Genomic DNA, 17256 nt, shown 5'->3' with positions numbered 1-17256 from the left:
TTGCGTCGCAATCACCTTCGGTTGTCTTCTAAGCCATCTCGGCTATACATGCACCAAGGAGTTCAAAACCTCTTGAACTCCATGAATGGGAGGGTCCGTGGGAGGCAAGCGGCCAGACGAACCAGCCGGGTCCGGACGGGCCCCGGGCGCGCTGCGGGTGCTTCGCGTGGAGCGGCCCGAAGGCACTCGCGTGCGAGTGGGCCCCGTGGAAGTCGGAGGCCCCGGGTTCGTCGTCATGGCTGGCCCCTGCGCGGTGGAAGGCGCGGAGCAGGTGCAGCACGCCGCCTCGGTGGTGGCCGCCGCGGGTGCCCATGTCCTGCGCGGTGGCGTATTCAAGCCTCGCACCAGCCCCTACGCATTCCAGGGCATGGGCGAGCCGGGCCTGCACGTCCTGGCGGAGGCCGGGCGCCGCCACGGCATGCCCATCATCAGTGAGGTGATGGAGTCGGCGCAGATTCCCCTCATGGAGGAGTCCACGGACATCCTCCAGGTGGGTGCTCGCAACATGCAGAACTACTCGCTGCTGCGGGCACTGGGGAAGGTGCGCAAGCCCGTGCTGCTCAAACGAGGCCTGTCAGCCACGTTGCAGGAGTGGCTGCTGGCCGCCGAGTACATCCTCGACGGCGGCAACGAACAGGTGATGCTGTGCGAGCGCGGCATCCGCACCTTCGAGACGGAGCTGCGCAACACGCTGGACCTGGCGGCGGTGGCCTGGGCGAAGCAGCGCTCCCACCTGCCCGTCATCGTCGACCCGTCCCATGCGACGGGCGACCCGGCGCTCATCCTCCCCATGTCGCTGGCGGCCGCGGCCGCGGGGGCGGACGGATTGTTGATTGAAGTCCACCCGAAGCCCGAGCAGGCCATGTGCGATGGGCACCAGGCCCTGACGCCTGAACGCTTCGAGACGTTGATGCGACGGCTGCCAGCCGTGCTAGACGCGGTGGACCGACACCTTTGGCGGCCGGAAAGCCCGGCCCAGGTCGTGAGGGCGCGATGAGCACTGAAGTCCGTGAGATGTTCTCTTCCATCGCCACGAAGTACGACGTGACGAATGAGGTCCTCTCGTTCGGCATCCACCGGCTGTGGCGCCGGAAGGCCGTCCGGCTCAGCACCGCGAAGGAAGGAGACCGCGTCCTCGACTGCGCTTCGGGCACTGGCGATCTGGCCCTGGCCTTCAAGCGCAAGGTGGGCGTGTCCGGCCGTGTCGTGGGCACGGACTTCTGCCCGGAGATGCTGGAGAGCGCCCCCGCCAAGGCGGAGAAGGCGGGCCTCCAGGTGGACTTCCAGGTGGCCGACGCGATGGACCTGCCCTTCGCGGCCGACAGCTTCGACGTGGCCTCCATCTCGTTCGGCATCCGCAACGTGGATGACCCGGTGAAGTGCCTGAAAGAGATGGCTCGGGTGGTCCGGCCCGGTGGCCACGTCGTGGTGCTGGAGTTCGGCCAACCCACGGGCGCCTTCGGGGCCTTGTTCCGCTTCTACAGCAAGACGGTGATGCCCACCATCGGAGGGCTGCTGACGGGCAACCGCGCCGCGTACCAGTACCTGCCCAAGACGTCCGCCGCCTTCCCGGCCGGTGACAAGTTCCTGGAGTTGATGGACCAGTCCGGGGCCTACGCGGCAAAGTCCGCGCATGCGCTCACGTTCGGCACCGCCTACGTCTATGTCGGCACCGTCCGCTGAGGAGCGGCGGCACCTCGTTGAGCAGATTCTCGCCTCGGTGGATCCCCGGCTCGCGCCGGGACTGAGGGAGGCGGTAGCCCGCCCGGGCCCCTCCCCGCTCCCCGGCTCCGGTCAGACGGTGGTGCTCGCCGGCCATCGGAGCGCGGGCAAGTCGCGGCTGTTGCCCATGGTGGCCCGCATGCTCGCGCGCCCCGGGCTGGACCTGGACGCACACCTGGAGCGCCTGCACGGGCGCCCGCTGCGCAGATGGGTGGCGGAAGCGCCGCAGGAGTTCCGGGCCGCTGAACGCAGCGCACTCCAAGCGCTGCCAGCCGGAGGGCTGGTGGCCGTGGGAGGCGGCTTCCTGTCGCACCATCCCGACGCGCTGACCGGGCTCTTCACCCTGGTCGTCCCCATCTGTTTCGACACCTACCGTGAGCGGCTGCTCAAGGACCGGACGCGCCCGCGGCTGCGCGCCGACATGTCGCTCGAAGAAGAATTGTCCGCGGTGTTCCATGAGCGCGAGGTGCTGCACGCCCGCGTCCCCACCGTGGCCCTGGAGGACTTCCTCCGAGGCTGCCTTGCCCCCGAGGTGCCCCTGTGACGCCCGCCCGGCGCGTCGTCACCCTGCCCCCACCCTGCTCGGCGAAGACGCTGTCCGCTTCGCGCGCGACGGCCAGCGCCGTGGGGCGGACGTCCTGGAAATCCGCACGGACCTGCACGCCCCTGACGCCATCTCGCCCGAGGCGCTGGCGGCGGTGCTGCCGCTGCTCGTCTCCGAGCGCGGCAAGCCGCTGCCCGCCCCTGGGTGGCCGCGGCCTGGCGCGTGGACAGGGACTTGATGGACGCGTCGGGGCAGCAGGCATCGCTGGCGGCCCCTCCGGGAAAGCTGCTCGCGTCGCACCACGCGAGCCGGCAGCTCTCCACGGAGGAAGCGCTCCAGTTGTGGGAGCGAGAGCTGCCCGCCGACGCCCTGGTGAAGCATGTGGAGCCGATGACGGACCCGGCCCACCTCGTCACACTGATGGAGACGCAGCGTCGGATGATGGAGCGCTTCGGCGCCACGCGAGTCACGGTGCTGGGCATGGGCGCGGCGGCGTTGCCCACGCGGGCGCTGCTCGCCCAGAACAACGTGTTGGACTACGTCGCGATGGGAGGCGCCTGGGTCGCGGCGCCCGGCCAGCGGCTGCTGGACGACGCCGTGAGGAGCTGCGCGGCGCGGACCGGTACACGTTGGCGCCGCCGCTGCGGCTGGGCATCCTGGGGACGTCCATCGTCCACTCGCGCTCGCCCCGCATCCACCGTCAGCCCTTCGACCGCATCGACCTGCCGGAGGACGGGCCGGTGGAGGCCGTGGTGGACGCGCTCCTGCCTCACTACGGAGGCTTCGCCGTCACCAGCCCCTTCAAGCTGCGCCTGGCGAAGCACACGGGGTCCTCGCTGGACGCCATCAACACGCTGGTCCGCCGGGGCGGCCGGTGGGAAGCCTTCAATACCGACATGTTCGGCGCCCGCACGGTGCTCGAGCGGCTCGGGGCTCGCGAAGTCTTCGTCCTGGGGGACGGTGGCGCCACCTCGGCGCTCCGGTCCGTGGCGGCGGAGCTGAGCTGCGACTTGCGCGTCTTGCGACGCGCCGACATCCAGGCGCCTCTCACAGGGGCGGGCGTCTGGACCTGGCCCGATAGGGTGCCCGCTCCTGACGACCTGCGCTTCGACGGGGCCCGTGTGGCGGTCATCGCCTACGGCGCCCCGGGTCGGCGCATCGCCGCGGAGATTGTCCGACGCGGCGGTACTCCGGTCCTGCTGGGTGCGGCGTGGTTCATCGCGCAAGCCCGGCGTCAGCGCCAACTCTGGGAGTCCGCGACATGAATACCTTCGGCGAACTGTTTCGCCTGACGACGTTTGGAGAGAGCCACGGGCCCGCGCTCGGCGCCATCCTGGATGGCTGCCCCGCCGGCGTGCCCCTGACGCGCGAGCAGATTCAAGTCGCGCTGGACCGTCGGCGCCCCGGCCAGTCCACCATCACCACCGCGCGCAGCGAACCGGACCAGGTGGAAATCCTGTCCGGCGTCTTCGTGGACAAGACACTGGGGACGCCCATCGCCGCCATCGTGCGCAACACCAACCAGCGCTCGGGGGACTACGAGAAGCTGAAGGCCGAGGACCGGCCCGGCCACGCGGACGCCGTGTGGCGCGAGCGCTTCAAGCACCGTGACCACCGCGGCGGCGGGCGCACCAGCGGGCGCGAGACGCTCTGCCGCGTCATCGGCGGCGCCATCGCCGAGGCGTACCTCGCCCGGGACGTGCCTTCCATCCGCACCGTCGCCTACGTGTCCCAGGTGGGCAACCTGGTGGCCGCCGTGCCCGCGCCGGGACTCACCCGCGTGCAGGTGGATGCTCACGCCACGCGCTGCCCGGACGTCGCCATCCGCGACGAGATGTCCCAGCGCATCCTCACCGCGAAGGAGGCGGGCGACAGCCTGGGCGGCGCCATTGACGTGCGCGTGGAGGGCCTGCCCGTGGGTCTGGGCGAGCCCATCTTCGGCAAGCTCAAGGCGCGCATCGCGCAGGCCCTGGGCAGCATCGGCGCCGTCACGGGCGTCGTCTGGGGTCCGCCGGACCTGCTCGAGCGCATTGGCCAGCCCGGCATCCAGTTCCACGCCGTGAAGGACGCGTACGGCGGCATCCAGGGCGGGCTCGCCAATGGTGAGCCGATGCAGATCCGCACCTTCTTCAAGCCGCCCGCGACGCTGCAGGAGCATGCGAAGGGTGGCCGTCACGACCCGTGCATCATGCCCCGGGCAGTCCCGGTGCTGGAGGCCATGGTGTCGCTCGTCATCGCCGACCTCGTCCTCCACCTCAACGCGAGGCCCCACGCGCCATGAGTGCTCTTCCTCCCGGGGCCTACCGTCCGCCGTCCGACCGATGGGGCACCTTCGCCCGCCTCGCCAGGAACCTGCCCGAGGGAAGCGTGGCGGTGGTGGACCGGACCGTCGCGAAGCTCCACCCCACCCTCATCCCCACCCTGGAGGCGCGCAGCCCCGCGCCATCATCCAGCTCACCGGCGGCGAGAGCGCCAAGACGTTCACCGCGCTGGAGAAGGTCCTGGCCAACGGCCTGGCCCTTCCGCGCTCCGGCACGCTCGTGGCCGTGGGCGGCGGCACCATCGGTGACGTCTCCACCGTGGCCGCGCATGTCCTCAAGCGCGGCGTGCGCCTGGTGCAGGTCCCCACCACGCTGCTGGCGGCGGTGGACAGCAGCGTCGGCGGCAAGGGCGCTGTCGACATGACGGTGCGCGGGCGCGTGGTGAAGAACCCGGCCGGCGTCTTCCACTACGCGGACGAAGGCTGGGTGTGCCCCGAGTTCTTCGACACGCTCTCCGATGCGCAGCGCCGCGAGGGCGCGCTGGAGGCCTGGAAGATGGTGGTCAGCCTCGACGCGCCGCTCTTCCGCCGCTACGTGCGCAAGCCGCCCGCGCTCGAGAAGCTCGTGAAGGACGCCCGCGCCCTCAAGGAGCGCATCTGCGCGCAGGACCCGTACGAGCACACGGGGCTGCGCCGGGTGCTCAACTTCGGCCACACCTTCGGCCACGTGCTGGAGAGCGTCTCCCGCTTCAAGCTGTCCCACGGTGACGGCGTGGGTCTGGGCATGCTGCTGGCCCTGGACGTGGGCCGTCACCTGGGCGTGACCCCGGAGCCCGTTGCCGCCGAGGTCGAAGCCGCCCTGGCCAATGGCCCCGGCGTGCAGGGCCGCGAGCGCGCCGCCGCCCTGCTCCGCCGCGCGCCGATGAAGGACGTGCTGGCGCTGCTCACCGCCGACAAGAAGGCCGGCGCCAAGGGCGAGCTGCGCATGGTGCTGCTGACGGCTATTGGCGCCACCGAGGTACGCGACGTGGACGAATCAGGCTGGCGTGCCTTGTGGCCCGCGTGGACGAAGGGGGAGCGACCATGAGCGCGGCGAAGGCTTCCCGTATCGTGGTGGACCCCTCCACGCTGCACGCCGCGCCCCTCACCCCGCCGGTGTCCAAGTCGGACGCGCAGCGGGCGCTGGTGCTGGGGCACCTCACGGGCTCGTGGCCTCTGCCCTCGGTGCAGGCCGAGGCGGACGAGGACCTCCCCGCCGACGTGCGCGTGCTGCGGCAGGGCGTCGAGGCCCTGCGTCTGCCTCCGGATGCCGTGCGCGACATCGACTGCGCGGACGGCGGCGCGCCCTTCCGCATCCTGGCCACCCAGGCGGCGGTGACGCCCGGCGCACAGGCGCGCTTCACCGGCACGCCCCGCCTGGGCGAGCGGCCCCACGGCCCGCTCTTCACCTCCCTGCGCGAGGCCCTGGGTCCCGCGGGCCTCACGCTCACCGAGGGCACGCCCTGGCCGGTGGAGCTGCGCGCGCCCCGTGACACGTCGAACGTCTCTCCCGTGTTCCGCGTGCCGGGCGCCCAGAGCAGCCAGTACGCCTCCAGCCTGCTGCTGGGCTGCGCGGCGCTGTACCTGCGCGAGCGCCGCCCCTGGCGCGTGGAGATTGACGGGCCCCTCACCAGTGCGGGCTACCTGGAGCTGACCCTCACGTGGCTGAGCCGCTTCGGCTTCGACATCCAGCGCTCCCCGTCGAGCTACACCGTGGCCGGGTACGCGGCGCCCCCGGCCGTCCCCACGCTGCCGGGCGATTGGTCGTCCCTGGGCTACCTGCTGATGGTGGCGTGGAAGACGGGCGGCACCGTGGTGCGCGCGGACACGGGCAGTGCCCACCCGGACGACGCCATTGTCCGGTTGATTGAGCAGGTGGGCCTGCGCGCGGTGCCCGCGGACGCTCCCTTCACGCTCAAGGTGGAAGGCCAGCTTTCAGGGGGCCTTCGCGCCTCCGGCGAGGAATGTCCGGACCTGCTCCCCACGCTGGCCGCGCTCGCCTGCGTGCTTCCGGCGCCCTCCACGCTCACGGAGGTGGGCATCCTCCGCGTCAAGGAGAGCGACCGTCTCGAGGGCATCCGGACGCTCGTGAAGGCGTTCGGCGGAAACACGGAGCTCCAAGGAGAACGGCTGCTGATCCAGCCACCCCGCACGCCACCTTCGGGCTTCGAGATGAGCAGCGAGGGAGACCATCGTCTCGCGATGACCGCTGCGACACTGTGTGTCCTGTCCGGCACGCCGCTGACACTCACCGGTCCAGAGTGCGTGGAAAAGAGCTTTCCTGGGTTCTGGCGCCAGTTGTCCAGGGTGGGTGTTCGGATAACTGATGCGCGATGAGACCCTCAGTGTCCGTCCAGCAGACTTATCGTTCTTTTTTGTTGAAAGCACTCTCCCCCCTGTGAAATCTCCGCCCCATGGCCAAGGACACGCTGACGATCACCGACAATCGGACCGGGAAGACCTACGAGGTCCCGATCGAGAACGGCTGTATTCGCACCAATGCTCTCCGCCAGATCAAAACGGGCGACGATGACTTTGGGTTGATGGGCTACGATCCGGCGTTCCTCAATACCGCCAACTGCAAGAGCGCCATCACCTTCATCGACGGCGACAAGGGCATCCTCGAGTACCGGGGCTACCCCATCGAGCAGCTCGCGGAGAAGTCGAGCTTCCTCGAGGTCGCCTACCTCCTGCTGAACGGTGAGCTGCCCTCGGAGAAGGAGCTGCAGCAGTTCAACCACCTCGTCACGCACCACACCTACGTGCACGAGAACGTGAAGAGCTTCATGGACGGGTTCCGCTACGACGCGCACCCCATGTCCATGGTGAGCTCCACGGTGGCGGCGCTGTCCAGCTTCTACCCCGACGCGAAGAACATCAAGGACCCGCTGAGCCGCCGCATCCAGATCACGCGGCTCATCGCGAAGATGCCCACCATCGCCGCGTTCTCCTACCGGCACACGATGGGCCTGCCGTACATCTACCCGGACAACGACCTGTCCTACGTCGCCAACTTCCTGGCGATGATCAAGCGCATCGGCACGTCGACCTACAAGGTCCACCCGGTGCTCGAGCGCGCGCTCGACATCCTCTTCATCCTGCACGCGGACCACGAGCAGAACTGCTCCACCACGTCCGTGCGCACGGTGGGCTCGTCCGAGGTGGATCCGTACTCGGCGGTCAGCGCGGGCATCGGCGCCCTCTACGGCCCGCTGCACGGCGGCGCCAACGAGGCCGTGCTCCGCATGCTCCGCGACATCGGCCACGTCTCCAAGATCCCGGAGTTCATCAAGTCGGTGAAGAGCGGCGAAGGTGAGAAGAAGCTGATGGGCTTCGGTCACCGCGTCTACAAGTCCTACGATCCGCGCGCCAAGGTCATCAAGCGCGTGGCCGACGAGGTCTTCGAGGTGACGGGCAAGAACCCGCTGCTGGAGATCGCCGTCGAGCTGGAGCGCATCGCGCTCGAGGACGAGTACTTCGTGAAGCGGAAGCTGTACCCGAACGTCGACTTCTACTCGGGCCTCATCTACGAGGCGATGGGCTTCCAGGTCGAGATGTTCCCGGTGCTCTTCGCCATCCCCCGCACGGTGGGCTGGTGCGCGCAGTGGGAGGAGATGGTGACGGACAACGAGCAGAAGATCGCCCGTCCGCGCCAGGTGTTCACGGGCGCCCCGCGCCGCGACTACGTCCCCATGGACAAGCGCGCCGCCAAGTAGGCCGCGACACAAGGCCCGCGCTTCTCGCGTGGGCCAGAAGCACGAAGGGGCGAGGAACCGCGAGGTTCCCCGCCCCTTTCGCTTTCCCGCGGCACCGGCGCGCTCAGCCCGTCTGAGAACCGCCCTGCGGGGACTCGTCGTAGAGCGACTCCACGAGGCCGGCGTACTTCTCCGCCACCACGTTGCGGCGCACGCTCAGCTTCGGCGTCAGCTCACCGCCCTCCACGGAGAAGTCCTTCGGCAGCACCGCGAAGCGCTTGATGGTCTCGAAGCGGGACAGCTTCGGGTTCACGTCGCGCTCCACGCGCTCCTGGAGGAGCTGGCGCAGGCGGGCATCCTCCGCGAGCCGAGCCGCGTCCTCCGGCCACCCCTGCGCCTTGGCCAGGGCCCGCGCCTTCTCCTCGTCCAACGTCAGCAAGGCCACCAGGAAGTTGCGGCGTTCGCCCAGCACCACCGCATGCCCCACACCGGGCAGGGCCTTCAGCAGCTCCTCGATGTTGGAGGGAGACGTCTTCTTCCCGCCCGAGGTGACGATGATGTCCTTCTTGCGGCCGGTGATCTGGACGTAGCCGTCCGCGTCCAGCTGGCCCACGTCACCGGAGTGCAGCCACCCGTCCGCCAGCAGCTCGGCGGTGGCCTCCGGGTTCTTGTAGTACCCCATGCAGACGTTGCCGCCGCGCACCAGCAGCTCGCCGTCGTCCGCGATGCGCAGCTCCACCCCCATCATCGCCCGGCCCACGGAGCCCAGCCGCGTGTGGGACTCGGTGTTCACCGTGCCGGGACCCGTCACCTCCGTCATGCCCCACACCTCGTGGATGACCATGTCGATGGAGGCGAAGAAGTCCAGCACCTCCCGGCCGACGGGCGCCGCCGCCGTGGCGAAGAAGGACACCCGCTCCATGCCGATGCGCTCCTTCAGCGGGGCGAACACGAGCCGCCTGGCGAGCAGATACTGGGCCTCCAGCGTCATCGGGACGCTCTGGTGGCGCATCACCCGCTCATGCCGCTCCGAGGCCACCCGGCGCGCCCAGGCCACCACCCGGCGCTTCGAGGGCGGCTGCGAGGCCAGCCCCTCCTCCGCCTTGGCCTTGAACTTCTCCCACACGCGCGGCACGCCGAAGAAGAACGAGGGGCGCACCTCCCGCAGGCTCTGCGGCATCGTGTCCACCGACGCCGCGAAGTACACCTGCACCCCGTTCAGCAAGGGGCTGTAGAGGGAAATGATCTGCTCGGCGATGTGCGACAGCGGCAGATACGACACGAGCGAGGACGCGGCGGGCTGGCCGAACGTCACCGAGTCCGTGAGCTGCTTCGCCGTCCACACCAGGTTGTGGTGGCTGAGCATCACCCCCTTGGGGTGTCCGGTGGTGCCGGAGGTGTAGATGAGCGTGCCCATGGCTTCCGGCTTCAGGGCGTGGACGCTGTCCCAGTAGGGCTTCTCGTCCGCGCCGGTGCCCAGGGCCATGACGTCCGCGTAACGCAGCACGCCCTCCGGGAGCACCGTGGGCGCGTCGATGACGACCACGTGGCGCAGCTTGGGCAGCCGCTCGCGCAGCGCCAGGGCGGTGCGCAGGTGCTTTTCGTTCTCCACGACCAGGAGCGTGGCCTCGCAGTGCCCCAGGATGTACTCCAGTTGCTCCGGGGCGCTGGTGGTGTAGAGGCCGACAGGGACGCCCCCCATGGCGATGGCCGCCAGATCGGCGACGTGCCACTCCTCGCGGTTGAAGCTCAGGATGCCCACCGGCTGGCCCGCACCCACCCCCAGCGCGTGCAACCCCAGGGCGAAGCGCCGCACCCGTTGCGCATATTCAAACCACGAGGTGGGCGCATAGGCACCCCCACGGCGCGTCCACAGGGCTGGGCGCTGCTCCTGCTGTGCGGCCCGGTCATGGAGCGCATGCACCACCGACTTGGGAAGGTCCATGCCCCGAACGCTAGCGGAAGCAAGGCCCCCTACCAATGTCCCCCCGTCTCGGACGTTGACAGCTGGTTGGAGTGCTTTGTATGCCGCGCCCGACCATGAGCATCGACTTCACCTGCCAGAAGTGCGAGGCGAGCTTCGAGCTGGACGCTCAGGACCTCATCGAAGGGACTGAAAAAATCGTCTGCCCGCATTGCGACGCCAAGGCGCCCGCCAACCTCACGGAGGACTTCGTCGCAGCGCTCACGGAGATGCGCGCGCAGATCGCCGCGCTCGACAAGCGGTTCGCCGTGTCCATGACGTTGGAGTCCGAGGACCTGGAGGACATGATCGAGGACGACGACGAGGAGGACGACGACGAGGACGATTCGGAGGACGACGACCTCGATGAGGACGAGGACGAGGACGTCGACGACGAGGAGGACTACGACGAGGACGAGGACGACGACGACCGTCGTTGAGCCTGTCCGCCTGCCCTCCAGCCCGGGGAGCACCCCACGCAGCAGGGGGTAACCGGGCCTGGAGCGCAACCCTCCCGACAGATGGCCGGGTGCGTAGCTTAAAGGCGTGAAAACGCCCAACCGCGCCACTTTGTTCGTCGCACCTCTCTCGGCCGTGCTTCTGGCGCTCGGAGGGCTGCTGATGTTTCCCGCCTTCACTCCACCCGTAGCGCTGGCTGCCCTGGGAAAGGCTCAGGGTCAGCCCTGCATCACCGAAGGTGAAGACGACCCCAAGGCCTGCTCCGAGCTCGTCGAGCTCGAGGTGCAGGATGTCGTCCCGCTGGAGGAGGCCCAGGCCCACGCCGTGGTCCTGGCCACCAAGGACAAGGGCATCGTCCTCCCGGTGTTCGTGGACGAGGCCTCGGCCATCTCCATCGCCTTCCGGCTGGCGGAGCGCCAGCCACCCCAGCCGCTCGCACAGGACCTCCTGGACGACGTGGTGACGGAGCTGGGCGCCAAGGTGACGGAGGTCCGCATCGACGACCTGCGTGACAACGTCTACTCGGGCCGCGTCTTCCTGGAGCAGGGCAAGAAGAAGATGACGCTGGACGCCCGGCCGTCGGACTCCATCGCCATGGCGCTCACCAGCCATGCCCGCATCCGCGTCACCCGCAAGGTGCTGACGCTGGCCGGCATCACCCGCGAGGAGATCGAGGGCCTCCAGCAGGAAGGCCCCGGCGTGGGCGGCAGCGGGCCGCTGGACGCGCCCGGCTTCCCTGCCCCGGGCGCCCCGAGCGAGCCGCCCATCGACATGGACATGGAAGGCCTGCCGCCGGGCCACTCGATGCCCAAGACGCCGCTGGGCACGGGCAAGGAAATCGAGCTCTAGGGCCTGAAGAGAAGCACTTGCAAGAAAGCCCGGCCCCCCTCCCAGGGATGCCGGGCTTTCTCTCTCTGCCATCGAGAGCGCAAACGCTCCGCGGCGCCTGATGCGAGGCCCGCGTCAGCAGAAGAGTTAGTCCCGCGGGCGCAAGGCTGTCAAGCCGGGCCCCCGGGCGCCTAGGATGCGCAGCCCTATGCGCAAGGCGAAAATCATCTGCACCCTGGGCCCCGCTTCGGACACGCCCGGGGTCATCGAAGGGTTGATCCGCGCGGGCATGAACATGGCGCGGCTGAACTTCTCGCACGGCACGCACGAGGAGCACCGCCGCCGGGTGGAAACCATCCGCAAGGTCGCGAAGCGCCTGGGCACGCCGGTGGCCATCCTCCAGGACATCCAGGGGCCGAAGATCCGCCTGGGCCGCTTCGACGGGGGGCAACTGTTGGTGAAGCAGGGCCAGTCCGTCACGGTGACGACGCGCAACGTCCTGGGCCAGGACGGCGTCATCCCCACCCCCATCAAGACGCTGGTGAAGGACGTGGCCAAGGGCCACGAAATCCTCTTGGACGACGGGCGCGTGCGGCTGCGGGTGCTGCGCGTCCAAGGACAGGACGTGCAGTGCCGCGTGGAGGTGGGCGGCGTGCTCAAGAATCACAAGGGCCTCAACCTGCCCGGCTCGCCCATGTCGGTGCCCACGATTACCCGCAAGGACGCGGTGGACCTGGCCTTTGGCCAGGAGGTGGGCGTGGACTACGTGGCGCTGTCCTTCGTCCGCACGCCCGAGGACATCAAGAAGGCACGCGCGCACGTGGCGAAGCTGAAGACGCCCCTCATCGCGAAGATTGAAAAGCCCCAGGCGGTGGAGCGCGTGGAAGAGATTGCCGCCGTGGCGGACGGCATCATGGTGGCGCGTGGCGACCTGGGCGTGGAGATGCCCCTGGCGCGCCTGCCGGCCATCCAGAAGCACATGGTGAGCGCGGTGAACCGCATGGGCGGGCTCGTCATCGTCGCCACGGAGATGCTGGAGAGCATGGTGGCCAACGCGCGCCCCACCCGCGCCGAGGTGTCCGACGTGGCCAACGCCATCCTCGACGGCGCGGACGCCGTCATGCTGTCGGGCGAGACGGCCGCGGGCAAGTACCCCATCGAAGCAGCGTCCACCATGGCGTGCATCGTGGAGGAAACGGAGCGCGGTGTGGTGAAGCACCAGCACCACTCCCCTTCGAGCGCTCCGAGGACCTGGGCACCGGCGTGGCCGCGGCGGCCGTGGCGGCGGCGACGCAGCTGGGCATTGGCACCATCGTCGCCTACACGGAGAGCGGCCACACGGCGCGCCTCATCTCCGAGTTCCGGCCCCACGCGCGCATCATCGCCCTCACACCGAGCGAGATGGCGGTGAATCGAATGGCGCTCTACTGGGGCGTGACGGGCATGCAGGTGGCGCGCGTCTCCACCACGGACGCCATGCTCACCCAGGTGCGTCAGCTGTGCCGGAAGGAGAAGCTCTGCGCGCCCGGCACGCCCGTCGTGGTGGTCGCCGGTGTCCCGCTCAACGTCCCGGGCAACACCAACCTGATGAGCATCCACCGCATCTGAGCGGGCCAGCGGGGGCCCCGGGACATGCCGTCACCGGGGCGCCGCGGCCAGCGGGCTCAGAGGACCTTCTGCTCGAAGTCGTAGATCTTCTCGACGGCGAGCTGCCGGTAGCGCTCCATGTTGAGCGCACGGCGGGCGCACTCCCACACCAGCTCGTTGGGCGTGCGGTCCGGCTCCTTCTTCTTTCGGCGCTTCACCTCCGCCTTGATGGCCTTCACGGCCATGCGGGGGTGGTAGCAGAACGCGGAGGAGAACAGCAGGTGCCCACCGAAGGGGATGAGGCGCGCCTCGATGATGTCCCCCGTCTCCAGGCCCGCGACGTGGCGGCGCTCCGTCACGTCGAAGTCCTTGCCCGAGTACAGCTCGCGCAGACGGACCTCGCCCTTGCCCAGCTTGCGGACCTCGAAGAGGCCATGGACCGTCTCCGTGAAGCTCCGGAAGGCATTAGCCTCCTCGGGCGCGGAACCGGCCAGGCGCTGCTCGTAGAACTCCGTGGCCGGCGTCTTGTTCGTCAGCGGCGAGACGCGGTCATAGAGATAGAAGTCCAGGAAGGACGCCATCCGCAGTTCGAAGAGCTTGTCGTCCTCGAAGACCTCGCCCGTCAGACGGAAGTACTCCGCCTTGGCCTGGAGCAGGTCCTCCTTGCGCGACTCGGCACTGCCAAAGGCGATGAGCTGATCCAGATACGGCTGATAGGAGAGCGGCGACAGCGACGAGGTCATATTCGGTGGTGCCATCCTACCCCGCCATCAGCTTCGCGAACCTGTCGAAGAGATAGCGCGCGTCATGGGGGCCGGGCGAGGCCTCGGGATGGTACTGCACGCTGAAGGCCCGCGCGTCCGGGACGGCCAGGCCCTCCACCGTGCCGTCGTTGAGGTTGATGTGCGTCACGACGGCCAGGCCCTTGAGGCTGGCGTCATCCACGGCGAAGCCGTGGTTCTGCGCGGTGATTTCCACCTTGCCCGTCGTGAGGTCCTTCACCGGCTGGTTTCCGCCCCGGTGGCCAAACTTCATCTTGTACGTCCGGCCGCCCAGGGCCAGCGCCATGATTTGATGCCCCAGGCAGATGCCGAACACCGGCACCTTGCCCAGCAGCGCCGCCACGGTGCGGTCCGCGCCCTTCACCGCCGCCGGATCTCCAGGGCCGTTGGCCAGGAAGACGCCGTTCGGCTTGCGCGCCAGCACCTCTTCCGCCGTGGTGGTGGCCGGCACCACCGTCACGCGGCAGCCCACGTCCACCAGGAAGTGCAGCATCGACTTCTTCAGGCCGTAGTCGTAGGCCACCACGTCGAAGCGGGGCTCGGCCGGCACCCGCACCTCTCCCAGGCCGGTGAAGACGTCCGGCGAGGGCTGGGTGAAGGTGTAGGCCTCCTTCGTGGACACGCCCGTGGCCGGTCCAGGCCCTCCATGCCGCGCGCGGAGCGGGCACGCTCCACCAGGGCCTCGGGGGACAGGCCCTCGCTGGAGATGACGCCCATCTGCGCGCCGTGCGTGCGCAGGTGGCGCACCAGGCGGCGGGTGTCGATGCCCTCGATGCCGGCGACGCCGTTGCGCTTCAGATACGCGTCCAGCGACTCCTTCGCGCGCCAGTTGGACGGCTGCGCGCTGAGGGCGCGCACCACCATGCCCACCGCGTGCACCCGAGCGCCCTCCTCGTCCTCCGGGTTGGCGCCGACGTTGCCAATCTCCGGGTACGACATGGTGACAATCTGGCCCACGTACGAGGGGTCTGTAAGGACCTCCTGGTAACCGTACATGGTCGTGTTGAACACCACTTCACCCACCGTTTCGCCCACCGCGCCAAACGCACGGCCTTCGAACGTGGTGCCATCCGCCAGGGCGAGCACTGCCCGCTTCGTCATCACCGCGACTCCTTGCTCTGGCCGACCTGGCCCTTGTCGAATACCTTGTGGCCCGCGACCCACGTCTGGATAACGCGCCCCTTCTGCTTCCGGCCGTGGAACGGTGTATTCCGGCTGCGGGAATGGAACTGGTGGGCGTCCACCGTCCACTCCACGTCCGGATCCACCACCGTGACGTCCGCTGGCGCACCAGGCGCCAGGTGACCGCCCGGCAGGCCGAACGCCTTCGCGGGCCCGTGCGTCAGCAGTTCCACCGCGCGGTTCGCGGTGAGCACGCCCGCATGCACCAGCTCCAGCGTCAGCCCCAGGGCCGTCTCCAGCCCCACGATGCCGTTGATGCCCTTCTCGAACTCCACCTGCTTGTCCAACACCCCGTGCGGCGCATGGTCCGTGGCGATGGCGTCCACCGTCCCGTCCACCAGCGCCTCGCGCAGGGCCTGCACGTCGGTGTCCGCGCGCAGCGGCGGGGCCATCTTCGCGTGGGTGTCATAGTCCCCCACCGCGCGGTCATCCAGGATGAAGTGGTGTGGCGCCACCTCGCAGGTGACGCGCAGCCCGCTGCGCTTGGCCTCGCGGATGAGCCGCACGCTGCCCTCGCAGGACACGTGCGCCACGTGCAGCCGGCCCTTCGTCTCCTCCAGCAGCACCAGGTCTCGCGCCACCATGGCCACCTCCGCGGAAGCGGGGATGCCGCGCAGGCCCAGCCGCGTGGACGTGGTGCCTTCATGCATGGCCCCGCCCGCGGACAGCGTCAGGTCCTCCTCGTGGACCATGACGGGCACGTCGAACTGGGTGGCGTATTGGAGCGTGCGCCGCATCAGCGACGCGTTCATCACCGGGCGGCCGTCGTCGGTGATGGCCACGCAGCCGGCGGACACCAGCTCGCCCATCTCCGCCAGTTCCTCTCCCTTGAGGCCCTTGGTGATGGCCCCGGCGGGATAGACATGGCACAGGCCCGCGGCCCGGGCGCGGTTCAGCACCAGCTCCGTCACCATGGCGTTGTCGTTGACCACCTTGGTGTTGGGCATGGCCACCACGGCGGTGAAGCCACCCGCCACGGCGGCGCGGCAGCCGGTGAGGACCGTCTCCTTGCCCTCCTCGCCCGGCTCGCGCAGGTGGACGTGCAGGTCGATGAAGCCCGGCAGCACCCACTTGCCGGTGGCATCCACCACCTCGGCGCTGGAGGGCACTGGCAGCAGGGACTCCGACACCTCCACCACCTTGCCGTCACGAACCAGCACGTCGCGGACGCCGTCCACGCCGTTGCGAGGGTCGATGACACGCCCCCGTCTGAAGAGCACCGTGGAGCTCATGCCGTACACACCTCCAGGATGGCCCGCCGCACGGCGACGCCGTTGGACACCTGCTCCAGGATGACGCTGCGGGCGCCATCCGCCACCGCCGGTGCCAGCTCCACGCCCCGGTTGACGGGGCCCGGATGCATCACCACCGCGCCCGCCTTCATCCGCTCCTCGCGGGCCGCGTTGAGGCCGAACAGCCGTGCATATTCACGCGTGGACGGCAGGAACGCCTGCTCCTGCCGCTCCAGTTGGACGCGCAGGCACATCACCGCGTCCGCGCGAGGGAGCACAGCGTCCAGGTTGTGCGTCACCTCCGCGCCCAGCGCCTCCAGCCCCGGCGGCATCAGCGTGGGCGGGCCGCACATCACCACCTGGGCGCCCAGCGCCTTGAGGCAGTGCAGGTTGGAGCGGGCCACGCGGCTGTGCAGCACGTCGCCCACGATGAGCACCGTGCGCCCGTCCAGCGAGCCCCAGCGCTGGCGCAGCGTGAAGGCGTCCAGCAGCGCCTGGGAGGGGTGCTCGTGGGTGCCATCACCCGCGTTGATGACGGCGCACTTCACGTGCTTCGCCACCAGGTGCGGCGCTCCGGAGGAGCGGTGACGCATGACGATGGCCACCGGCCCCGTCGCTTCGATGTTGCGGGCGGTGTCCAGCAGCGTCTCACCCTTGGACACCGAGGAGCCGGTGTGAGTCCAGTTGAGTACACTGGCCCCCAGCCCCTTCGCCGCCATGTGGAACGACGTTCGCGTCCGGGTGGAGTCCTCGAAGAAGAGATTCGCCACCACCTTGCCGCGAAGCAGGTGGGTGGTGTCGGGACCGCCAGGGAGGTGTGCCTTCGCTCGGTCGAGCAGTGACTCCAGCTCGTCCCGGCGCCAGCCTTCGATTCCAAGCAGGTGTCTCATGGCCGGGGGCGCCGCGTACCCCGGGGCGTGCGGCACGTCAAGCGTCGTGCGCGGCGCGGCGGCCTGCCTGCTT

Annotated in this window: 16 protein-coding genes and 2 pseudogenes; 13 read left to right on the top strand and 5 right to left on the bottom strand. The window is 69.4% G+C overall.

All coding sequences use genetic code 11. From position 1 onward, the window contains the following. Positions 1-85 precede the first annotated feature (85 nt). The 9 genes and pseudogenes from aroF (at position 86) to QEG98_RS18570 (ending at position 8281) form a co-directional block, all read left to right on the top strand. Complete coding sequence (aroF, locus tag QEG98_RS18610; protein ID WP_011553556.1) at positions 86-997, top strand: 3-deoxy-7-phosphoheptulonate synthase; 912 nt, start codon at positions 86-88, stop codon at positions 995-997. Continuing rightward, complete coding sequence (gene ubiE / locus QEG98_RS18605; RefSeq protein ID WP_316567580.1) at positions 994-1683, top strand: bifunctional demethylmenaquinone methyltransferase/2-methoxy-6-polyprenyl-1,4-benzoquinol methylase UbiE; 690 nt, start codon at positions 994-996, stop codon at positions 1681-1683. Before aroF ends, ubiE begins: the two co-directional genes overlap by 4 nt. A gap of 37 nt (positions 1684-1720) precedes the next feature. Beyond that, a complete protein-coding gene (locus tag QEG98_RS18600; RefSeq protein ID WP_316567579.1) occupies positions 1721-2266 on the top strand; it encodes a shikimate kinase in 546 nt (181 codons plus the stop codon). Then, positions 2244-2504 carry a hypothetical protein gene (locus QEG98_RS18595; protein WP_316567578.1) on the top strand — a complete coding sequence of 87 codons (261 nt, stop codon included), beginning with the start codon at positions 2244-2246 and terminating at the stop codon, positions 2502-2504. Before QEG98_RS18600 ends, QEG98_RS18595 begins: the two co-directional genes overlap by 23 nt. Before the next feature lie 391 nt (positions 2505-2895). Next, a complete protein-coding gene (locus QEG98_RS18590; RefSeq protein WP_316567577.1) occupies positions 2896-3531 on the top strand; it encodes a hypothetical protein in 636 nt (211 codons plus the stop codon). Beyond that, positions 3528-4547 (top strand): chorismate synthase, encoded by a 1020-nt coding sequence (aroC, locus tag QEG98_RS18585; protein WP_316567576.1) that lies wholly within the window; start codon positions 3528-3530, stop codon positions 4545-4547. The genes QEG98_RS18590 and aroC overlap by 4 nt, the downstream gene beginning before the upstream one ends. After that, positions 4544-5613 (top strand): annotated as a pseudogene (locus tag QEG98_RS18580) (3-dehydroquinate synthase family protein). Before aroC ends, QEG98_RS18580 begins: the two are co-directional and overlap by 4 nt. Then, positions 5610-6902 (top strand): 3-phosphoshikimate 1-carboxyvinyltransferase, encoded by a 1293-nt coding sequence (locus tag QEG98_RS18575; RefSeq protein ID WP_316567575.1) that lies wholly within the window; start codon positions 5610-5612, stop codon positions 6900-6902. The pseudogene QEG98_RS18580 and the gene QEG98_RS18575 overlap by 4 nt, the downstream one beginning before the upstream one ends. 77 nt (positions 6903-6979) lie before the next feature. After that, positions 6980-8281, top strand: coding sequence for a citrate synthase (locus QEG98_RS18570; protein ID WP_141258970.1), 1302 nt, complete (start codon positions 6980-6982; stop codon positions 8279-8281). A 103-nt stretch (positions 8282-8384) separates the two neighbouring features. Here QEG98_RS18570 and QEG98_RS18565 read toward each other — a convergent pair whose 3' ends face one another. Next, complete coding sequence (locus tag QEG98_RS18565; RefSeq protein ID WP_316567574.1) at positions 8385-10205, bottom strand: long-chain fatty acid--CoA ligase; 1821 nt, start codon at positions 10203-10205, stop codon at positions 8385-8387. Between the two features lie 80 nt (positions 10206-10285). Here QEG98_RS18565 and QEG98_RS18560 point away from each other — a divergent pair, with 80 nt between their 5' ends. The 4 genes from QEG98_RS18560 to QEG98_RS18545 all read left to right on the top strand — a co-directional run bounded on the left by QEG98_RS18560 (position 10286) and on the right by QEG98_RS18545 (position 13118). Further along, on the top strand, positions 10286-10663 hold the full coding sequence (locus QEG98_RS18560; RefSeq protein WP_316567573.1) for a hypothetical protein: 378 nt from the start codon (positions 10286-10288) through the stop codon (positions 10661-10663). A gap of 181 nt (positions 10664-10844) precedes the next feature. Further along, positions 10845-11531, top strand: coding sequence for a bifunctional nuclease family protein (locus QEG98_RS18555; RefSeq protein WP_011553545.1), 687 nt, complete (start codon positions 10845-10847; stop codon positions 11529-11531). 187 nt (positions 11532-11718) lie between these two features. Further along, complete coding sequence (gene pyk / locus QEG98_RS18550; RefSeq protein WP_316567572.1) at positions 11719-12921, top strand: pyruvate kinase; 1203 nt, start codon at positions 11719-11721, stop codon at positions 12919-12921. After that, the gene (locus QEG98_RS18545; RefSeq protein ID WP_316567917.1) at positions 12807-13118 is read left to right on the top strand and encodes a pyruvate kinase alpha/beta domain-containing protein; all 312 of its coding nucleotides are present in this window, start codon (positions 12807-12809) and stop codon (positions 13116-13118) included. The genes pyk and QEG98_RS18545 overlap by 115 nt, the downstream gene beginning before the upstream one ends. 56 nt (positions 13119-13174) lie before the next feature. Here QEG98_RS18545 and QEG98_RS18540 read toward each other — a convergent pair whose 3' ends face one another. The 4 genes and pseudogenes from QEG98_RS18540 to QEG98_RS18525 form a co-directional block, all read right to left on the bottom strand. After that, the gene (locus tag QEG98_RS18540) at positions 13175-13840 is read right to left on the bottom strand and encodes a hypothetical protein (RefSeq protein WP_090491433.1); all 666 of its coding nucleotides are present in this window, start codon (positions 13838-13840) and stop codon (positions 13175-13177) included. Between the two features lie 16 nt (positions 13841-13856). Then, positions 13857-14980: pseudogene (gene carA / locus QEG98_RS18535) on the bottom strand (glutamine-hydrolyzing carbamoyl-phosphate synthase small subunit). Then, entirely contained in the window at positions 14980-16293 is a 1314-nt protein-coding gene (locus tag QEG98_RS18530) for a dihydroorotase (RefSeq protein ID WP_316567571.1), read from the bottom strand. The pseudogene carA and the gene QEG98_RS18530 overlap by 1 nt, the downstream one beginning before the upstream one ends. Continuing rightward, entirely contained in the window at positions 16290-17183 is an 894-nt protein-coding gene (locus QEG98_RS18525; RefSeq protein ID WP_090491430.1) for an aspartate carbamoyltransferase catalytic subunit, read from the bottom strand. The genes QEG98_RS18530 and QEG98_RS18525 overlap by 4 nt, the downstream gene beginning before the upstream one ends. Between the last annotated feature and the right edge of the window lie 73 nt (positions 17184-17256).

This window comes from Myxococcus sp. MxC21-1 (genome assembly GCF_032612255.1).
Taxonomy (GTDB): domain Bacteria; phylum Myxococcota; class Myxococcia; order Myxococcales; family Myxococcaceae; genus Myxococcus; species Myxococcus virescens.
The sequence above is the reverse complement of the archived record's forward strand: the minus strand, read 5'-3'. Positions and strand labels throughout refer to the sequence as shown.